General features: G+C 65.2%; 13 protein-coding genes. 4 read left to right on the top strand and 9 right to left on the bottom strand.

All coding sequences use genetic code 11. The features are described from left to right. Position 1: 1 nt before the first annotated feature. A complete protein-coding gene (locus HWX69_RS07485) occupies positions 2-937 on the bottom strand; it encodes a DUF7319 domain-containing protein (protein WP_246286418.1) in 936 nt (311 codons plus the stop codon). A gap of 87 nt (positions 938-1024) precedes the next feature. On the opposite strand from HWX69_RS07485, the gene HWX69_RS07480 reads away from it, so the two are divergent. Further along, positions 1025-1507, top strand: a complete 483-nt coding sequence (locus HWX69_RS07480) for a DUF7321 family protein (RefSeq protein ID WP_178916453.1) — start codon at positions 1025-1027, stop codon at positions 1505-1507. Positions 1508-1525: 18 nt separating this feature from the next. Here HWX69_RS07480 and nth read toward each other — a convergent pair whose 3' ends face one another. After that, positions 1526-2209, bottom strand: a complete 684-nt coding sequence (gene nth / locus HWX69_RS07475; protein ID WP_178916452.1) for an endonuclease III — start codon at positions 2207-2209, stop codon at positions 1526-1528. A 110-nt stretch (positions 2210-2319) separates the two neighbouring features. Here nth and HWX69_RS07470 point away from each other — a divergent pair, with 110 nt between their 5' ends. Beyond that, on the top strand, positions 2320-2844 hold the full coding sequence (locus HWX69_RS07470; protein ID WP_178916451.1) for a GNAT family N-acetyltransferase: 525 nt from the start codon (positions 2320-2322) through the stop codon (positions 2842-2844). On the opposite strand, the gene HWX69_RS07465 is transcribed toward HWX69_RS07470, so the two are convergent. The 7 genes from HWX69_RS07465 to HWX69_RS07435 form a co-directional block, all read right to left on the bottom strand. Further along, complete coding sequence (locus HWX69_RS07465) at positions 2841-3314, bottom strand: NUDIX hydrolase (protein WP_178916450.1); 474 nt, start codon at positions 3312-3314, stop codon at positions 2841-2843. The two genes, HWX69_RS07470 and HWX69_RS07465, sit on opposite strands and share 4 nt — an antisense overlap. 48 nt (positions 3315-3362) lie before the next feature. After that, positions 3363-4421: an NAD(P)-dependent glycerol-1-phosphate dehydrogenase gene (locus HWX69_RS07460; RefSeq protein ID WP_178916449.1), complete on the bottom strand. Its 1059-nt coding sequence runs from the start codon at positions 4419-4421 to the stop codon at positions 3363-3365. Between the two features lie 37 nt (positions 4422-4458). Then, entirely contained in the window at positions 4459-5454 is a 996-nt protein-coding gene (locus HWX69_RS07455; protein WP_178916448.1) for an NAD-dependent epimerase/dehydratase family protein, read from the bottom strand. A gap of 51 nt (positions 5455-5505) precedes the next feature. Then, positions 5506-8820: a M14 family metallopeptidase gene (locus HWX69_RS07450; protein ID WP_178916447.1), complete on the bottom strand. Its 3315-nt coding sequence runs from the start codon at positions 8818-8820 to the stop codon at positions 5506-5508. Between the two features lie 404 nt (positions 8821-9224). Next, entirely contained in the window at positions 9225-13757 is a 4533-nt protein-coding gene (gene gltB, locus HWX69_RS07445; protein ID WP_178916446.1) for a glutamate synthase large subunit, read from the bottom strand. A gap of 122 nt (positions 13758-13879) precedes the next feature. After that, positions 13880-14545: a DUF7344 domain-containing protein gene (locus HWX69_RS07440; protein WP_178916445.1), complete on the bottom strand. Its 666-nt coding sequence runs from the start codon at positions 14543-14545 to the stop codon at positions 13880-13882. Between the two features lie 84 nt (positions 14546-14629). Next, positions 14630-15187 (bottom strand): DUF7344 domain-containing protein, encoded by a 558-nt coding sequence (locus HWX69_RS07435; RefSeq protein ID WP_178916444.1) that lies wholly within the window; start codon positions 15185-15187, stop codon positions 14630-14632. Between the two features lie 286 nt (positions 15188-15473). Here HWX69_RS07435 and HWX69_RS07430 point away from each other — a divergent pair, with 286 nt between their 5' ends. Continuing rightward, on the top strand, positions 15474-16814 hold the full coding sequence (locus HWX69_RS07430; protein WP_178916443.1) for a choice-of-anchor W domain-containing protein: 1341 nt from the start codon (positions 15474-15476) through the stop codon (positions 16812-16814). A gap of 54 nt (positions 16815-16868) precedes the next feature. Then, positions 16869-18296, top strand: coding sequence for a vWA domain-containing protein (locus tag HWX69_RS07425; RefSeq protein ID WP_178916442.1), 1428 nt, complete (start codon positions 16869-16871; stop codon positions 18294-18296).

The following is an 18296-nucleotide window of genomic DNA, read 5'->3' as shown; positions in this document are numbered from 1 at the left end:
CCTACCTGTCTCCCGACTGAATCTCGCTTCCCTCGTCGGCCTCCTCGATGGCCTCCCGGTGGATTCGCTCCATCGCCTCCTCGAGTTTCCGACCGCCGGCTTCGAAGGCCTCCTCCGGCAGAAACGACGGCCGCTCGTCGGAACCGGCGCCGACCGCACGGAGTCTGTCTCGGTACTGCTCGGAGCGCATCCGGTCGGAGAGTCGCGCGTTCGCCACCGTCAAGAAGAGGAAGAAGCCGATGGCGAGGAAGAACAACCCCAGCGTCACGATGATGGCGCCGCCGAAGCCGATGCCGATTAAATCGACGATGCTCGCGAGCCACACGAGGAGGAACAGGACCCCCGACAGCGTCGTCGCACCCGCGACGACCTGCAACATTCGGTTGCCGAAGTCGCCGCTCCCTTCCGGAACCGTATCGGGGTGGGGCAGGCCGGCGTCGTCGTCGACCTCCGGGACGTCGTACTCCTCCATCGCACACAGCGCAATCATCGGCTCGACGTCCCGGAGAATCGTCCCGGTGCCCTGAATCGACCCGTCCGGGCGGACGATGACGTACCCCTCGTCGGAGTAGGCCACCACCCGGTCGTCGTCGCCCTCGCCGACGCGCTCGACGACGGCGAACACCTCTCGACGCTCGACGTTCGACCGGAGTTCGTCCTCGACCCGGTCGAGCAGTTCCGACCCAGTTATCCACGAGTCCGCGTCGAAGACGGCCTCCCACTCGTCGGCGGACATCTCCGCCATCTCCGCGGGGCCGAAGTCATCGAAGTCGTACTGTTCTTCGACCTGCCGGCGCAGTTCCTCGGTCGAGAGCGTCTCCGTCCCGCCGGCGCCCGCATCCGGCTCTGTGCCGTCGGATTCGGCGGCCTCGGCGTCGGTCGACGCCGAATCCGTGGCGTCCGCTGCCTCCTCGGTCGGGTCCCGCGAGTCGGCCATTGGGGGACGTTGGGCCGTCGAGGGCTTACGCTTTCCGACCGCGGACGACACGGCACACTCAAACCGTCGCCGTCCCTACCGCCGACAATGGCCACGGACGCACAAATCGCGACCCTCGTCGTCGTCTCCGTCGCCGCCAGTTTCCCCTGTTTTCTGTACGGCGCGTGGATAATGATAGACAACGAGGAGATTACGTGGGGGATCCTCACCTACCACCTGAAGTTCATCCTCACCGGCCTGACGCTGACGACGGTGCCGCTTCTGTTCTGGATGCTTCCGCGGTTGCTCGAACAGTTCGGTGGCTTCGCGGCCGCACACGCCTTCTTCGGACTGCAAGCGTACGCGTTCCTCGCGTTCGGCTTCACCGGCATCGTCCGCATCTTCCGGGCGAAGTACGAACACGACCTCTACACCGAGTACGACGAGGACGTACTGCTCGACGAAATCGGCGGCGACAACATGGAGTTCTGGCGCCGACGCCTCCGCATCGGCGTCTTCGGCTACGTCGGCTGTTGGCTCATCGCCTTCCTGACCGGCTTCACGCGGTATCTCTCGGCGTACGTGTTCTGACGGTCGGCGCCCCGGTTTTCACCACTCGCTGCCGTCGGCGAGGTCGACGGCGCCGTCGCCCTTCTCGGAGGGACAGATGTCGGCCAACACACAGCCGGCACAGTCCGGGTTCCGGGCGGTGCAGGTCTCCCGTCCGTGGCTGATGAGCAGGTGGGTGTACTCCTTCCAGTCGTCCTCGGGGACGATGCCCATCAAATCCTCCTCGATGTTTTCCGGGGACCGCATCTCCGTGATTCCGAGGCGCCGCGAGATGCGCTGGACGTGGGTGTCGACGACGATTCCCTCCGTGAGGTCGTGCCCGTGCTGGAGGACGACGTTGGCCGTCTTGCGGCCGACGCCCGCGAGGTCGGTCAACGCCGACATCGTGTCGGGAACCTCGCCGCCGTGTTTCTCGACGATGTCGTCACACGCCGAGCGGATGTACTTCGCCTTGTTGTTGTAGTAGGTGATCGAGTTGATGTCCTCGGCGAGTTCCTCTTGGTCGGCCGCGGCGTACGCTTCCGGCCCGTCGTACTTTTCGAAGAGGTCGGCGGTGACCTTGTTGACGCGTTCGTCGGTACACTGTGCGGACAGCATCACCGCGATGAGCAACTCAAGTCGGTTCGAGAAATCGAGTGAGATTTCGGGGTCGGGGTACTGCTCGTACAGTCGCTCGAGTACCTCGACGACCTGTTCCTCGCGTGGCTCCAGCGGCGTTCCCATACCCAATGGGTGGGTGGCTCCCCCTTTTCGCTGTCGGGTTGGCGACGTTATGTGCTAATCTGTAACATACTGCCGATAGTTTCAATTCACTCTCCGTCCACGAGGGAAATATGCCCGGTCCAGCCTTCCTCCGCGGCGATACGGTCGACCTCCACACGGTCGAGGAAGACGACCTGCCGTTCCTCCACCGACTCGTCAACGACCCACGCGTCTGGCGGTCGCTGTTCAACGCCGACCCCCAGACGATGGCCGACGAGCAGGCGTTCTACGAAAACGTCGTCACCGCCGACGGCGAGGTCCACCTGCTCATCTGTGACGACGGCGACCCCGTCGGCATCGTCGGCCTCAATGGCATCGACCCGAGTTGGGGTATCGCCGAGATCGGCTACTACGTCGACCCCGACGCCCACGGCCAGGGGTATGCGACGGCCGCGGTCTCGTTGCTCGTCGAGTACGCCTTCGACCAGCGCCGCCTCGAGAAACTGAGTGCGGACGCCCTCGCGACCAACGAGGCGAGTCAGCGGGTCCTCGAGAAGAACGGCTTCGTCGAGGAGGGTCGCTTCCGGAAACACGGCTACGTCGACGGCGAACGCGTCGACGTGGTCCGGTACGGTCTGCTGGCCACGGACCGCTAGAACGCGGCCGAGGACTCCGAGACGCTCTGTCGCCACGCGGCCCCCTCGGCGGGTGTCGTGGTTTCGGCGTCGCCGTCGGCACTCGCCTCGAACAGCGCCGAGAGTTGCCACACCTCTCGCTCGGAGGCGTCACACTGCAGACACACCAACGAGACGCGCTCGAGTGTCTCGATTCGGCAGTCGACGCCGGTCTGTCGCTCGACGAGTTCCCGTGCCGCCGCCGGCAGTGACCCACCCGCCTCGACGACACCGCCGGGGGTCACCCACTCGTCGTCGCCGCTGACGGCCAAGACGCCGTCGGCACCTTCGACACGAACCCGAACTTCCGCGATGTCGCTGCGGGTGTCGACCGAGTCGAACTCCTCGCTGTCGACGGACACCGTCGTCTGCTGTACGTCGAACCCCTCGTATCGCTCGTAGAGCGCGTCCAGATAGGCGGAGACGCCGCCGGAGATATCGGGAGAACTCATTGACAGGTCGATGTTCGGGAGCCTCATAAACCCGTCCAATCCGGAACCTTACAGGACGCCGGTGACCGTCGCCGCCTCGATTGCGGCGTCCTCCTCGATGCCGTCACCCAAGATGGTGTAGCGGTCCCGAATCTCGTGGGCCGTCGTCATCGCTTCGATGAACTGCTCGGGGTCGATGCCGAGGTCCTCGGCGGTCGTCGGCGCGTCGATGCCGGCCAGCGCATCGTGGACGCGGTGCCACTCCCCGCGTTCGCCGCTGTGGAGGTACTCCGTGACGATGGAGGCGACGCCGACCTGGTGGCCGTGCAGCGCCGCTCCGGGTGCGATGCGGTCCAACTGGTGGGAGATGAGGTGTTCGGCACCAGAGGCGGGCCGCGAGGAACCCGCAATCGACATCGCCACGCCCGAGGACACCAGCGCCTTCACGACTACCCACGCCGACTCCTCTAAGCCGCGTTTGATGGACCCCGACTGCTCGACGAGCATCTCGGCTGTCATCTGTGAGAGGGCACCGGCGTACTCGCTGTACTCGACGTTCTTCAGCCGGTGGGCCAACTGCCAGTCCTTCACCGCCGTGTAGTTGGAGATGATGTCGGCACACCCCGCGGTCGTCAGCCGCCACGGCGCCTCGGCGATGAGTTCGGTGTCGGCGATGACCGCAAGCGGTGGGTCGGCGGCGACGGAGTGGCGGCTGTCGCCGTCCGGTACCGACCCCCGACCGGAGACGATGCCGTCGTGGCTGGCTGCTGTCGGTACCGAGACGAACCCACAGCCGCGCTCGTCGGCCGCCATCTTCGCGATATCGATTGGCTTGCCGCCGCCCAACCCGATGAGAAAGCCCGCATCGACCGCTTCGGCCGTCTCCAAGACCTCTTCGACGGCTGAGAAGGTGGCTTCCTCGACGATAGCTATCGCGGGGTCGAAGCCGGCGGCCTCGAAGGCCTCGACGAGGCGGTCGGCGGCCAACTCTTCCGGCGTCGGCGAGGTGACGATGAGCGGCCGTCCGGTGAGATACAACTCGTCGATGACCTCGACGGCGCTGTCGAGGACGCCGTGACCGACGACGACGCTTCGCGGCAGGCGAATCCACGACGACTTCTCGAACATAGCGGACGTGTGCGAGGACAGGTAAAAACCGTTCCCCCTACTGGACCGTCTCCAGTACGTCGAGTAAGCGCGCTTCCGTCTCGCGGTCCGGGCCGTTGTCCCGCCCCGTTCGGCCGGAGTTGCGGTAGTCCTCGACCGTCTCCGCCACCGCCGTCTCGTGAGGCGTCGACTCCCAGCCCAGCGCCCGAAGCTTGCTCGTCTCCAGCAGGTGCGGGTACCCCCGATAGATGGGGAAATCGTCCAGCGACAGTCCGACCGCGCCGAGTTCCCGCTCGCTCGCGTGAACCGTCTCGACATCTGTCTCGCAGGCGTCGGCGAGTAACTCGACCCACTCGCCGAGGACGGGCGCGTGGCCGTCGCCGACGTTGTACGCCTCGCCGGCCGAACCCTCCTCGGCGACGGTCCGGAGTGCCGAGGCCACGTCCTTCACGTAGACGAGGTGCCAGAGGTTCGTCCCGTCACCGGGAACGACGATGCGGTCGTGGTTCTCGACGCGGTCGATCCAGTAGTTGAACCGTTCGGTGTAGTCGTAGGGGCCGTAGACGACCGGCGGCCGGACAGCCATCGCGTTCACGCCGCGGTCGGCGGCGGCGAACACCGCACGGTCGCCCTCTGCCTTCCGGGGGCCGTAGGAGTCCATCGAGTCGTCGACCGCCTGCTCGGTCGAGCAGTCACACAGCGCCGTCTCCCCCTCGCGTTTCGGAATCCGCTCGTCGCCGTAGGCCGCCCCCGAGGAGATGTAGACGTAGGCGTCGACGTCGCTGAAGATGTCGGTCGCCGTGTGGACGTCGCGTGGGTAGTAGGCGACGCAGTCGACGACGACGTCGGGGTCGATGTCGAGTCCCGCCCGACGGAGTTCCGCCTCGTTGGTCCGGTCGCCGGAGACGTGGGCAACCCGGTCGTCGTCGGCGAAGGGGTTATCGTGGTTACCGCGGTTGAAAATCGTCACGTCGTAGCCCGCATCGAGGAACTCCTCGACGGTGTGTCGGCCGATGAATCGTGTGCCACCGATGACGAGCGCGTGGTCTGTCATACCGGTGGCTGGTTCCCCGCGGCGAAAAAGGGTGTGGACGGCGAGTGAAGCCTACAGCGAGACGCCGACCGCGACGACGTTCGCCGCCGATGCGAACGTCGCAGAGAGGTCCTCGCCGTCGACCGTCGCCAGCACTTCGGCGGGGCCGACCTCGTAGGCGTTGGTTTCCTGGGGGCTGTCGGGCGATTCGATGAAGTAGGTGAACGTCTTCGAGTCGCCGTCGCCGCTGGGGAGGTCGTCGGTGTCGAAGGTGCCGAAGGAGACGACGCCGTCGCCGTCTTTCTCGCCGTCACCGAACGATTCGAGCAGTTCCCACTCCGGCGGGAACGAATCCCGAATCTCGACGGCATCGGCATCGGTATCGACCGACTCGACGGTCACCTCGACACGATTGGCGCGTCCGCCGGGCGTCGCCGACGCATCCACGTTCCGGCTCCCGGACGCGGCGAGGGTCGCCCCGACACCGCCGGGGTCGACGCTCCAGTCGTCGACGCGGCCGTACTCGCGTTTCGTCTCGCCCGTCTCACGAATCTGCGTGAATCCGAGCGCCGAGGTGAACACGACGTTCCCGAGGAAGGTCACCGTGTAGTTCTGCAGGCCGAAGGGGTGGAGGTTCGCCTGCGTCGCCGGCGGGAGCAGCGAGGAGATGTAGTGGATGCCGCAACCGCTGTCGGTGCTCTCGGTGACCGAGCCGGTCGCCACCAGCCCGTTGGTCCGTGCCGCGACAGAGGCGATACCCTCGTTGGCCGCCGAGAGGAAGGCCGACTCGTCGAGGAGGTCCATCGGTGCCGAGCCGCTGACCTGATAGCCGAGCGGCTGGACCTTCCAGAGTTGGTTCTGGATGGGTCGGACGCTGTCGTCGAACAGCGGATGGTCGAGGTTCTTGTCGGTGTACCGCGCCACGTCGAGGAACTGCCGCTGGACGTTGGGTTCGCCGATGGCGGACCCGTCGAAGAGGTCGTTGTCGAGTTCCGGCAGGACGTACGTGCCGGTGTCGGTGACGACGAGGTTGCCACCCGAATCGACGAAGTCGTCGAGAGCGTCGGTGTAGTCGTCGTCGGTGACGCCCTCCGTAATCTCGACGTTCGCGTCGACGTTCTCCGAGACGCCCTCGGAGATGCGCTCGGTCGGCGAGACGTAGTCGTGGATGAGGACTGCGTGCTCGTACCCATCGAGTGCACCCTGCTTTACGTCCTCGACGGTGACCGGTTCCACCGAGCCGCCATCCTGGATGAAGTTCCGCAAGGTCCCGCGCTTCTCGGCGGACTGGTAGTCCTCGAAGAACTGGAACGGCGTCACGTCGTAGGCGGTCTGTTCGTATCCCTCGTTGCCCCAACTGTCGACGCTCGAGGGGTCGGGGTTGCTCTGAGCGGCTAGCGTCCACCGCTGCATCTCGACGAGTTGGCCAGCTTCCTGGTAATTGGCGATGCGGAGCGTCCACGTGCCGGGTTCGGGGTCGCTGACGGTGAACTCCGGTAAACCACAGCACTTGCCGCCGACTCGCTCGTCGGTGACGCCCTCGAACTCGTACACCGTCTCGCCGGACGGCGAGCGGAGTTCGAGGTCCGCGATGACGTCCTGTCCGTGGAGGTGGACCCCCATGCTGTTGAGGTCCGCCTCCGTCACGTCGAAGGTCAACTCGGTGCGGTCCGCGGTCAGTTCGGTCTCCTCAGTCGTCTCGTAGAACCGGGTGTCGGAGTCGAAACTCAGTTGGCTCTCGGTCCGTCGCAGGGCATCGTCGGTGCTCCCGGGTTCGCCCGTCGTGATGTAGGCGACCGAATCGCCGCCAGTCTCGGTTTCGGTGCTGAACTGCTCGTCGGTCGTCGGCGTGTCGGTGTTGTTGACCGCGAACTGCGTGATGGTTCGGATGGCTGCTCGGTAGCCGGTGACTTCCATCTCGAACAGCTCGGGGTTGTAGACGTTGCCGCCGAGCATGTGGTTGAACGACATCTCGAAGTCCAGCGTCGTCATGTCCAGCCCGATGGGTTCGGGGTGGGCCATCCAGTCGAGGAACGCCCCCGAGACCGTGTAGCCGATGGTGTCGTAGATGGTGGCGTAGTCGAAGGCGCTCTCCGGGACGACGCCGAACAACACCGGCGAGAACTGCTGGTCGCCGACGAGGTCGACGCGGGCCTGCCCGACGGTCTCCCAGGTGTCGAGGGCCTCCGCCAGCGTGTCGTTGATGTTGAGACACATCTCGTAGACCTCGTGCAGTTCACGGGTGTTGAATTGGTCCTGTGAAATGAGTCCCAGCACGAAGTTGTTGAACACGGGACCGCCGTGGAGGTCTGCGCCGTAGTTGAGGTTCTCGTAGTCCTGGAAGTAGTCGACGAGCGCCTTCGCGTCCGGCACCTTCTCGTTGACGAAGGTGGGTTCCTCGCCAGTGTAGTTGGCCGGGGGCGCCGGGAAGTGTGCGGGGTTGATGTAACCGACGGCCGGATACTGTCGGTTCGTGTCGAACACCTCGGCGTTGCCGCGTTCGTACAGCGGTGCGGCCGGCGCCCGTGGGGTCCCCGTCCCGGGGCCGCCGACCTGCCACCCCGAATCGTACTGGGGGTTCCGAACCGCCCAACCGTCGGGGTTGACGAAGCCGATGATGACGACCACGTCGTCGAGCAACGGTTCGAGTTTCGCGTCGCTACCGGGAACGTCCGGTTCGGAGCCGCGGGCGGCGTTCTCCAACACCCGAGCGCCGGTCTCGCGGCCGGCCATCTCCAGTCCGTGGAGCGAACACGAGAAGAAGACCTTCTCCTTGTCCTCGAAGTCCGTCGCCGAATCGAAGTTCGTCAACTCGACGACGTACATCCCCTTGGGGTCGGGGCGGTCGGTGACGTTGTTGGTGTGGCCCGGCGACTGACCGATGTTCTTCACGCGAATCCGGTCGGGATAGCGCTGCTCGAGCACGTCGAGGCCGTCCTTCAGCTGCTCGAAACCGATGTAGTCGACCGACCGCCGCGGTTCCGGGAAGACCCCTGCGGGGTAGTAACCGATACGCCAGAACGGGTTCGACCCCGGCGCGAACTGGAACTCGGAGGCGGACGGCAACTCCGCGAGGGTCGAGGCCTGCGTCGTCGTCAACTGGGCGTAGCCGGCCGGCTCCGGAGAGGTAATCGTCTCCATCTCGACATCGAGGAGCCCCTCCATCGCCGCCGGGCCGCTGGCATCCGAGAATCGAACCAGCGTCGGTACCTCGTAGTCCTCGGGCGTGTGGTTCAGTACGTACTGATACTCCGTCGAGAACGCCGAGTCGCTGGCGTCGGCCGTCGCGTTCCCGGGAAGCGTCAGGGCGGCACCGGTCGCCGCCGACAGTTGCATGAACCGCCGGCGCGACACCGGCGAACCGTCGAATGGGTCATTGTCGCTCATGTGTGGCTCACACGAGCAGACCGACTATCACTTACAAAACGTTGTGACAAACCCATCCAAACGAACCTTTTTGCACGGCGCGCTGCGCGCGCCGGCAAAAACGTTCATGAAAAAGACACGTCGGCCCTCCCTACGGTCCGGCCTCGGTCCCGCGCCTCGCTATCGCTCGGCACGGCGAACCGCTCACTCCCTACGGTCGCTCGCGGATGCTAAGCATACAACGGACGGTAGTATACGCCGAGCGAAGCGAACAAAAGGAGTACGCGCTATTTTTCCCAAGTTTTTGCCGTGTGGGTTGCGGGCTTTGCCCGCAACCTTACTACGTGGCGGCTTCGCCGCCACGCAACCGGTGTCGCGCGCCGTCCGGCGCGCGACCCGCGTTCTCGTGCAAAAAGTGGGTGCTTCTAGTCGTCGCTCGCCACGTGACCCGGCTGGTCGGCCGCGGCGTCGGGGGTCGCCGAATCCGGCAGTTCGGTGCGCACGTCGGCCTCCTCGCGCTCTTCGATGATGTCGGCGTAGGCGTCGGGCAACACCTTCACGAACTTCGGCAGTTCCTCCTCCCAGTTGTCGAGGATGTACTCGGCGCGGTCCGAATCGGTGTAGGCGACGTGGTTCTCCAGCAGGCGCCGGAGCATCTCGCGGTCCTTCGCGTCGAGGTCGTCGGTCGTCGACACCATCCCATAGTTGACCTTCTCCTCGAAGTCGCCCTCGCGGTCGAGGACGTAGGCGACGCCGCCGGACATGCCGGCGGCGAAGTTCTTGCCCGTCTCGCCGAGACAGGCGACGACGCCGCCGGTCATGTACTCACAGCCGTGGTCGCCGACCGACTCGACAACGGCTTTCACGCCGGAGTTGCGGACGCCGAAGCGCTCGCCGGCCATCCCGTTGATGTAGGCCTCACCCTGCGTGGCGCCGTACAGCGCGACGTTGCCGATGAGGATGTTCTTCTCGGGTTCGTAGGGGGCGTCGTTGGGCGTGTTGACGACGAGTTTGCCGCCGGAGAGCCCCTTGCCGACGTAGTCGTTCGCGGTGCCGGTCAACTGCATCGTCACGCCGTCCTGCAGGAACGCGCCGAAGCTCTGTCCAGCGGTGCCGCCGAAGTCGACGGTGATAGTGTCGTCTGGCAGGCCCTCGGTGCCGTAGGCCTTCGAGATGCGGTTCGACAGCGTCGCGCCGACCGCCCGGTTGACGTTCGAGATGTCGCTGTCGATGTGGACCGGTTCGCCGGTTTCGATGGCATCCTCGGCCGCCTCGATGAGGTCCCAGTCGAGGGCCTCGTCGATTTCGTGGGCCTGGGGGTCCGTCTTCGTCCGCTGGTTGCCCGCGGGTTCGGCGAGAATCGCCGAGAGGTCGAGCTTTTTCGCCTTCTCCTGTTGGACGTCGTCGCGCTGTCGGAGGGTGTCGACCTGACCCACCATCTCCTCGACGGTTTCGAAGCCGAGGTCGGCCATGATTTCCCGCAGTTCCTGAGCGATGAACGTCATGTAGTTGACGACGTGCTGTGGTTCGCCGGGGAACCGCTGGCGGAGTTCCTCGCGTTGGGTCGCGACGCCGACCGGACAGGTGTTCTCGTGGCACTGTCGGGCCATCACACAGCCGGAGGTCACGAGCGGCGCGGTGCCGAAGACGTACTCCTCGGCGCCGAGCAAGGCGCCGACGGCCACGTCGTAGCCGGTCTTCATTCCGCCGTCGACGGTGACGCGGATGCGCGAGCGGAGGTCGGTCGAACACAGCATCTGGTTAGCTTCGGCGAGCCCGAGTTCCCACGGCAGGCCGGCGTTCTTAATCGAGGTTTTCGGTGAAGCGCCGGTCCCGCCGGAGTGTCCGGAGATGTGTACTACGTCGGCGTTGGCCTTCGCAACCCCCGCCGCAATCGTACCGATGCCGGCCTCCGAGACCAGTTTGACGTTGATGTCCGCGTCGGGGTTTGCGGCCTTCAGGTCGTGGATGAGTTGCTTGAGGTCCTCAATGGAGTAGATGTCGTGCAGCGGCGGCGGCGAGATGAGCCCGACCCCCGGCGTCGAGTACCGGACGTGGGCAATCATCTCGTTGACCTTCCGGCCGGGAAGGTGGCCGCCCTCACCGGGCTTGGAGCCTTGCGCCATCTTGATTTGAATCTCGTTGGCGTTGGTGAGGTAATCAGAGGTGACGCCGAATCGGCCGGAGGCGACCTGCTTGACGCTGCACTCCTTTTCGGTGTTGAACCGCTCGGGCGGTTCGCCGCCCTCGCCGGTGTTGGACTTGCCGCCGAGGCGGTTCATCGCGATGGAGTTGTTCTCGTGGGCCTCCGGCGAGAGGCTGCCGAGACTCATCGCGGCCGTCGAGAAGCGCTTGACGATGTCTTCGACGGGTTCGACGTCGTCGATGTCGACGGGGTCGCGGTCGGAATCGAACTCGAGCAGGCCGCGGAGCGTCTGGAGGTTCTCCGTCTGGTCGTTCATCAACTCGGCGAACTCCCGGTACTGCTCGTAGTCGCCCTGCCGGACGGCCTTCTGGAGCGTCCCGACCGTCTCGGGGTTCCACTCGTGGAACATCCCCGAGGAGCGGTGTTCGTACTCGCCCTGGTGTTCGAGGTCGGGGTCGTCGCCGAAGGCAATCTCGTAGCGTTTCCGGAGGTCCGACTCGATGTCCTCGATGTCGACGCCCTCCGTTCGGGCGGTCGTCCCTTCGAAGTACTCGGCGACGAAGTCGGAATCGAGGCCGACGGCCTCGAAAATCTGGGCGCCCTGATAGGATTCGACCGTCGAGATGCCCATCTTCGCCATCGTCTTGAGCAAGCCGTCCTCGACGGCCTTGATGTAGGCCTCGATTGCCTTCTCCTCGTCGGCGCCGTCGGGGCCGGCGACGAGGTCCGTGATGGACTGGTAGGCGAGGTAGGGATTGACCGCACCGGCGCCGTAGCCGATGCAGGTCGCAACGTGATGAACCGCACGCGGGTCGCCCGATTCCAGTACGATGCCGACGTGGTTTCGGAGGCCGTTGCGGACGAGGTGGTGGTGGACGCCGCCGGTCGCCAACAGCGCAGGAATCGGCAGGGCGTCGGGGCTGGCCTCACGGTCCGACAGCACGATGATGTCGTGGTCCTGTGCGGCCTCGGTGGCTTCCTCGCGGATGGACTCGACGGCCGCTTCGAGGTCGCCGTCGGGGTCGTAGGTGATGTCGAGGACGTACGTCGAGAGTTCGCCGTCGTCGCCTGCGAGGTCCTTGATGGACGCCGTCTTCGCGTCGGTCAGGACGGGCGAGTCGACGACGAGCTGTCGGGCGTGAGCCGGCGTCTCGTCCAGCAGGTTCCGTTGGTGGCCGAGACGCGATTCCAGGGAGGTGACGAGTTCCTCGCGGATGTAGTCCAGCGGCGGGTTCGTCACCTGTGCGAACAGCTGTTTGAAGTAGGTGAAAAGCGGGCGGTTGAACTGCGAGAGGACACTGAGCGGCGTGTCGTCGCCCATCGAGCCGACGGGGTCCTTCCCGTCTCGGGCCATCGGCTCCAGGAGGTGGTTCATCTCGTCGTGAGTGTAGCCGTACAGCGCCTGATGGGCGCGAAGCCCCGACACGTCGTCTCGCGGCAGGGCGTCGTCGGAGTTGGCGATGTCGTCGATGGTGACCTGCTCGTCGTCGACCCACTCGGCGTACTTGTCGTCGACGAGGTCGTCGAAGATTTCCTCGTCGGGGATGACGCGGCCCTCCTCGGGGTCGGCGAGGAACAACTGTCCGGGCTGAAGTCGGTCCCGTCGCACGATATCGCCGAAGTCGTGTTCGAGGGCGCCGGCCTCGCTGGCCATCACGAGCGTGTTGTCGCTGGTCACGTCGTAGCGGCAGGGACGGAGGCCGTTTCGGTCCAGCACGGCGCCGACGCGCTCGCCGTCGGTCGCGGCGACGAGGGCGGGACCGTCCCACGGTTCGACCAAGGAGGCGTGGTAGTCGTACCACTCCCGGCGCTCTTCGGGGACGCGGTTGGCTTCCCCGCGCCACGCCTCGGGGATGAGCATCCGGAGGGCGTGCGGCATGTCGCGGTCACCCTGCATCAGCAGTTCGAGGGCGTTGTCGACGGAGGCGGTGTCCGATTGGTTCGGGTCGTTGATGATGGGCCGCAGCGTCTCGATGTCGTCGCCGAAGGCCTCGTCTTCGAGGTCGTCCTCGCGGGCGCGCATCCAGTTGATGTTACCCTGAATCGTGTTGAACTCGCCGTTGTGGATGATGTTGCGGTAGGGGTGGGCGAGGTGCCACGCGCCGAGGGTGTTCGTCGAGAACCGGGCGTGGACCATCGCGAAGACGGATTTTACGCGTTCGTCTTCGAGTTCGGGGTAGTAGGCCGGGAGTTGCTCGGCGGTCAGAAGTCCCTTGTAGACGACGGTGTCGCGGTCCAGAGAGCAGACGTAGAAGCGGCCGGAGCCGTCGGGGCGACGCTCCTCGATGGTGTTTTCGAGGTCGCGGCGGCCGACGTACAGCGCGCGGTCGAAGGCGTCGTCGTCGAGGTCAGAGCGGACGAAACACTGGACGACAGCGGGTTCGGACTCGGTCGCGGTCCGTCCCAACTCGCTGTTGTCCGTCGGCACCTCGCGCCAGGCGAACACGTCGAGTCCGTGCTCGGCGAGGACGGACTCGACGAGGTCCTGTAGATGTGCGGCCTCGTCGGCGTCCTGCGGCATGAACAGCGAGCCGACGGCGTACTCACCGGGCTCGGGGAGGTCGTCGATTTCGTCGGCGAAGAAGTCGTGGGGCGTCTGGAGCATGATTCCAGCACCGTCGCCGGTGCCTTCGTCGGCACCCGTCGTTCCGCGGTGTTCGAGGTTTTCGAGTAGTTCGATACCGTCCGCGACGGTTCCGTGGGAGACGCCGCCGTCGAGGTCCATGACGACGCCTACTCCGCAGTTGGCGCGGTAGTCGTCGGAGTCTACGAGTCCGGCCGAACCCGTAGAGGAGTCGATTCGCTCAGGCATACCACACACTCACGAACACCTCAATAAGAGGCTTCCCCTCAAAGACTAAAGGTTAGTTTACCCCATATAAGGCAATATAATGTCAGGAAATATAATATTTCCCTGTCGAACGAGCGGGCGACTCAGTCGTCAGCGGCGGCCGAGTCGGCTATCTCCCGGGACTCCAGTGGTGGGACGATTTCCTCGACCGGGTCGTCGTTACCACCCAGTCGGGAGCGGCGGTCACGGACCGTATGATACGCCCCGATACTCGACACTGTGAGCGCGATACACAACGCGTAGCCGAACCCCGGTACCGAATCGAACGGTCGAATCCCGAGCACCGCGACGGTGACGAGGGCGGTGAACACGGCGCCGAGTCCGAGATAGAACTGACTCCACGGGAGGTCGTCCGACGGCACGATGTCGAGATAGATGTCGAGTTGGCTGACGTGGGGCGTCATCCCGACGACGCCCCGGTCGCTGTCGTACTCGATCACCTCCAGTTGCGACATCTTCGGGAGGTGGGTCTGATGGAGCGCCGTGTACACCCGTTTTCGGAGTTTCGGCGTCACCGACTCGCGGTCGATGCCGTTCTCCCACGCGGCGACTTGTTCGGAGAGGTCCCGAACCGTCACCGGTTCCTGTCGCTGTTTGAGGTAGTGAAGCGTGTACCGCCGCCGCTGACTACTCAGCGTCTCGAACACCGCTTCCGTCGAAAGCGATTCCGACTCGGAGCCGTCGGAACCACCGGAGTTGTCGGAATCGGTCCCCCCAGTTCCCCCCTTATCTGCGGCTATCGCTACCATATCTCTCCCCCTCTGTTCGAAGTAAACGCATCAATGTGGTATATACACCACTTATAGATGGTTGCCATATCTGGTGTGAGCGGGTTACGGTCCCCCGGGTTCGGTGAGCGAACGCAGTCTGCGTCGATCAGCGAGCAGGTGACACAGCGAGGTCCCAGCGAGCAGCGCCAGCGCCGCGCTAGCCCACAGCAGCGGGTCGAGAAGCGACACCACCGGAAGGCCCGCCAACGCGCCGACGACGAGACAGAGCCCGAGGATGCCGATGGCACGATACAGCTCCGTCCACGAAATACCGAACATCGCGACGGGCGTGGCGTAGTGTCGAACCGACCGAGCCGCGGCGAGCGCCCGAACCTCCCGGCTGTCGGCGTCGTAGGACACCAACCCGAGGTCGGCCAACCGCGGGACGTGGGTCTGTCGCAGCGAGTTGTACACGCTCTCACGAAGCGGCGACGGGGGCTGGTCACAGCCCGCTTCGGCTGCCGCGACCGCGTCGGCGAGCCGCGAAACCGACATCGTCCCCTCGTGACTGAGCAGCCGAAGCGCCGTCGCCCGGCGCGGACTGCTCAGTACGCGGTGTACGGTCGTCTCCGAGATTCGATGTTCTGGGTAGCCGGCTGCTACCCGGTCCCCACTCGACATGCCCCCACGGAGGCCGACAGGGGTAATAATCATGGGGACCATACCGGTTTTACCCGGGTATTTTCGTAAGACTGGAGGCCTCCGGCACGGTGACCATACCGGCACGAAAACCGTCCGTTGAGCCGAGTAGGGCAATCCTTTCGCCCCGACAAACGGGGCGTTCAGCCCGTCTCAACGCCATGTTCCGTGCATGGTCCGCTGTCTTTACCTATGACCCCTCCCCCCAGAGGGAAACCTATCCCGAGGCGTCAGGGGACGACCCACGACCCGCGGGGAGTGAACCAACATGACCGACGACAACCAACCCACGACGTACAGCCTCTCGCGCCGCAAGACACTCGCCGGACTCGGTGCCATCGGCCTCGCCTCCGCCGGCGCCGGGCTCGGGACCTCCGCGTTCTTCAGCGACGAAGAGTCCTTCGAGAACAACACCCTCACCGCAGGCACGCTCGACCTGCGTGTCGTCTACGAAGCCTCCTACGACAGCGGCGGCACGGTGGAGAACATGGCCGACTCCGCGATGGGGACCCAAGACGGCGACCCCGCGGCGATGTTCTACGACCTTCAGGACGTCAAACCCGGCGACTCCGGGCACGTCGAGTTCTGCTTCGAGATCGTCGACAACCCCTCCTACATGTGGGCCTGCGGTGACCTCACCCAAGCCGAGAACGGCATCACCGAGCCCGAGAGCGCGGTCGACGACACGCCCGAGGTCGGCGAACTCGGCGACGCTATCGACGCACGCCTCGCCTACTGTGAGAAGGACGACGAAGAACTCATTGAAGGCGAGGAAATCGTCTCCGGCTCGCTCGTCGACGTGTTCGCGGCCATCTCCGGCGGCGCGGCGCTCGACGGCGACGGCGTGGCTGGCCTCGCTCCCGGCGAGCAATCCCCGTACGACGAGGAAGCCGTCGAGGCCGATGAGGAGTACATCACCGGGGCCTGCCTGTGTCTGTTCTGGGAAATCCCCTACGAGGTCGGCAACGAAATCCAGTCCGACTCCCTGACGATGGCACTGGAGTTCCACGCGCTGCAGTCCCGCCACAACGACGGGACGACCAACCCCTGTGAACCCACCATCACCACCCGAACCGGTGACGGCTTCGCCAAACAAGAGGAGTTCGCCACCGAACAGGAAACCTCCTTCGCACGCGGACGCTTCGGTGACGGCGGCGGCCCGGCCACCTGGGAAGTCGCTGTCGGTCCCGACGTCGGCAGCGCCGACACCGACAACTACAGCTGGTCGTCCGGCAACACCGTCCCGTTCAGCTACACCTACGACGGCTCCGGTAACGCCTCGTTCACCCTCGACGGCGTGACCGTCGGCAGCGGCATCCCCGCACCGAGCGGCAAACTCGCCATCACGACGAAAGCCGACGAGGCGACCGTCTCCGTGGCGAACCTCGCACTCGACCTCGACGGCGTCCCGACAGCCCTCAACGGTCCCGACGCGATTTCGGCGTCCAACGACGGCCCCGACCGCGAGGTCACCTACCTCGTCTTCGACACCGACGCGGCAGACGTCGCGAACGCGTTCACCATCAGCGGTGACGTGACGGTCACGCTCCAAGGCGACTACGATACGACCGCCGAGGAAGGCGTCGCCTTCGACATCAGCGTCGAATAATCGCGTACACTCACCCGGGGGTCCCGGGCCGAACCAACCATACAACACGAAATCATGAGCGACGAAACACAACCACACGGCCTCTCCCGCCGGAAGGTGCTGGCCGGTATCAGCGCCGTCGGCGTCGCGAGCGCGGGCGCGGGACTCGGTACCTCCGCGTTCTTCAGCGACACCGAATCCTTCGACGACAACACCCTCACCGCCGGCACCCTCGATTTGAAGCTCGACTACAAGTCGACGTACCTCGGCGGCCCCGGCCGCCTCGACGACGTCGTAGCGATGGGCTACCCCGACGCCGAAGACCTCGGCGACGGACGGTACCTCCTCGACCAGGCTCCCAGCCCCGCCGACATGCAGGCCTGGGAGGACCTCGTCCAGGGCGAACAGTTCGACTTCTGTTCGCCCGAAGCCGACGAGTACCTCGTCAACGGCGACGGAATCCCGGTGTTCACGCTCGAAGACGTGAAACCCGGCGACTCCGGCGAGGTGACCATCAGTCTCCACATCTGTGACAACCCCGCGTACCTCCAGCTGTTCGGCGCACTCACGGAGAACTTGGAAAACGGTCAGACCGAATCCGAGCTGGACGCCGAGGGCGAAGATACCGACGGAGTCGGCGAACTCGCCGACGCCATCGAGGTCTGCGTCTGGTACGACGAGGACTGCGACAACGTCTACGAGCCTACCGGCACCGGCCAACAGAACGAACTGGAAGTCGCACTCGTCAGCGATGTCTCGGGTTCGATGGGTGGGTCGGCGCTGTCCTCGCTGAAGACCGCGGCCACGACGTTCGTCGACAACCTCTCCTCGCCGGACGAAGCCGCCGCAATCTCGTTCAACTCCAGCGCGGCGACCGACCAGGAGCTGACGACCAACTACCAGGCCGTCAAGGACGCCATCAACGCCTACACGGCAGGTGGTGGCACGTCCATCGCCGCCGGCATCATCGAGGGCGAGGACGAACTGCTCAACGGGACCAACGCCACGCCCGGCGCATCGAAGGTGATGATTCTGTTGAGCGACGGCAATTCCAACGCCAGCGCCGCGACGACGGCAGCTAACGACGCGAAGAACGCGGGCATCCGCATCTTCACCGTCGCACTCGGTAGCGCGAACACGAGCCTCCTCCAGAGCCTCGCGAGTTCGCCCGACGACGCCTTCGTCGCACCCGACCCAGCCGACCTGGACACCGTCTACGCCGAAATCGCACAAATCGTCCTCGAGGGCGAACAAAAGATCCTCTCCGGAACGATGGCCGAAGTCTTCGAGGAGCTCTCCGAGGGAGTGCTCCTCGACGGCAACCGCCAAGAGGAGGGCGTCCAGCCCTACCCGGGTGCGACGACCCAGTGTATCGGCTTCGAGTGGGAACTGCCCTTCGAGGTCGGCAACGAGGTCCAGAGCGATTCGGTCGCCTTCGACATCGGCGTCAACGCCGAACAGAGCCGCCACAACGAGACCCCGTTCGCGGAGGCCGACGACTGA

This window comes from Natronomonas gomsonensis (genome assembly GCF_013391635.1).
GTDB lineage: Archaea > Halobacteriota > Halobacteria > Halobacteriales > Haloarculaceae > Natronomonas > Natronomonas gomsonensis_A.
Note: the sequence above shows the minus strand (reverse complement) of the source record. Positions and strands in the feature narration are given on the sequence as shown.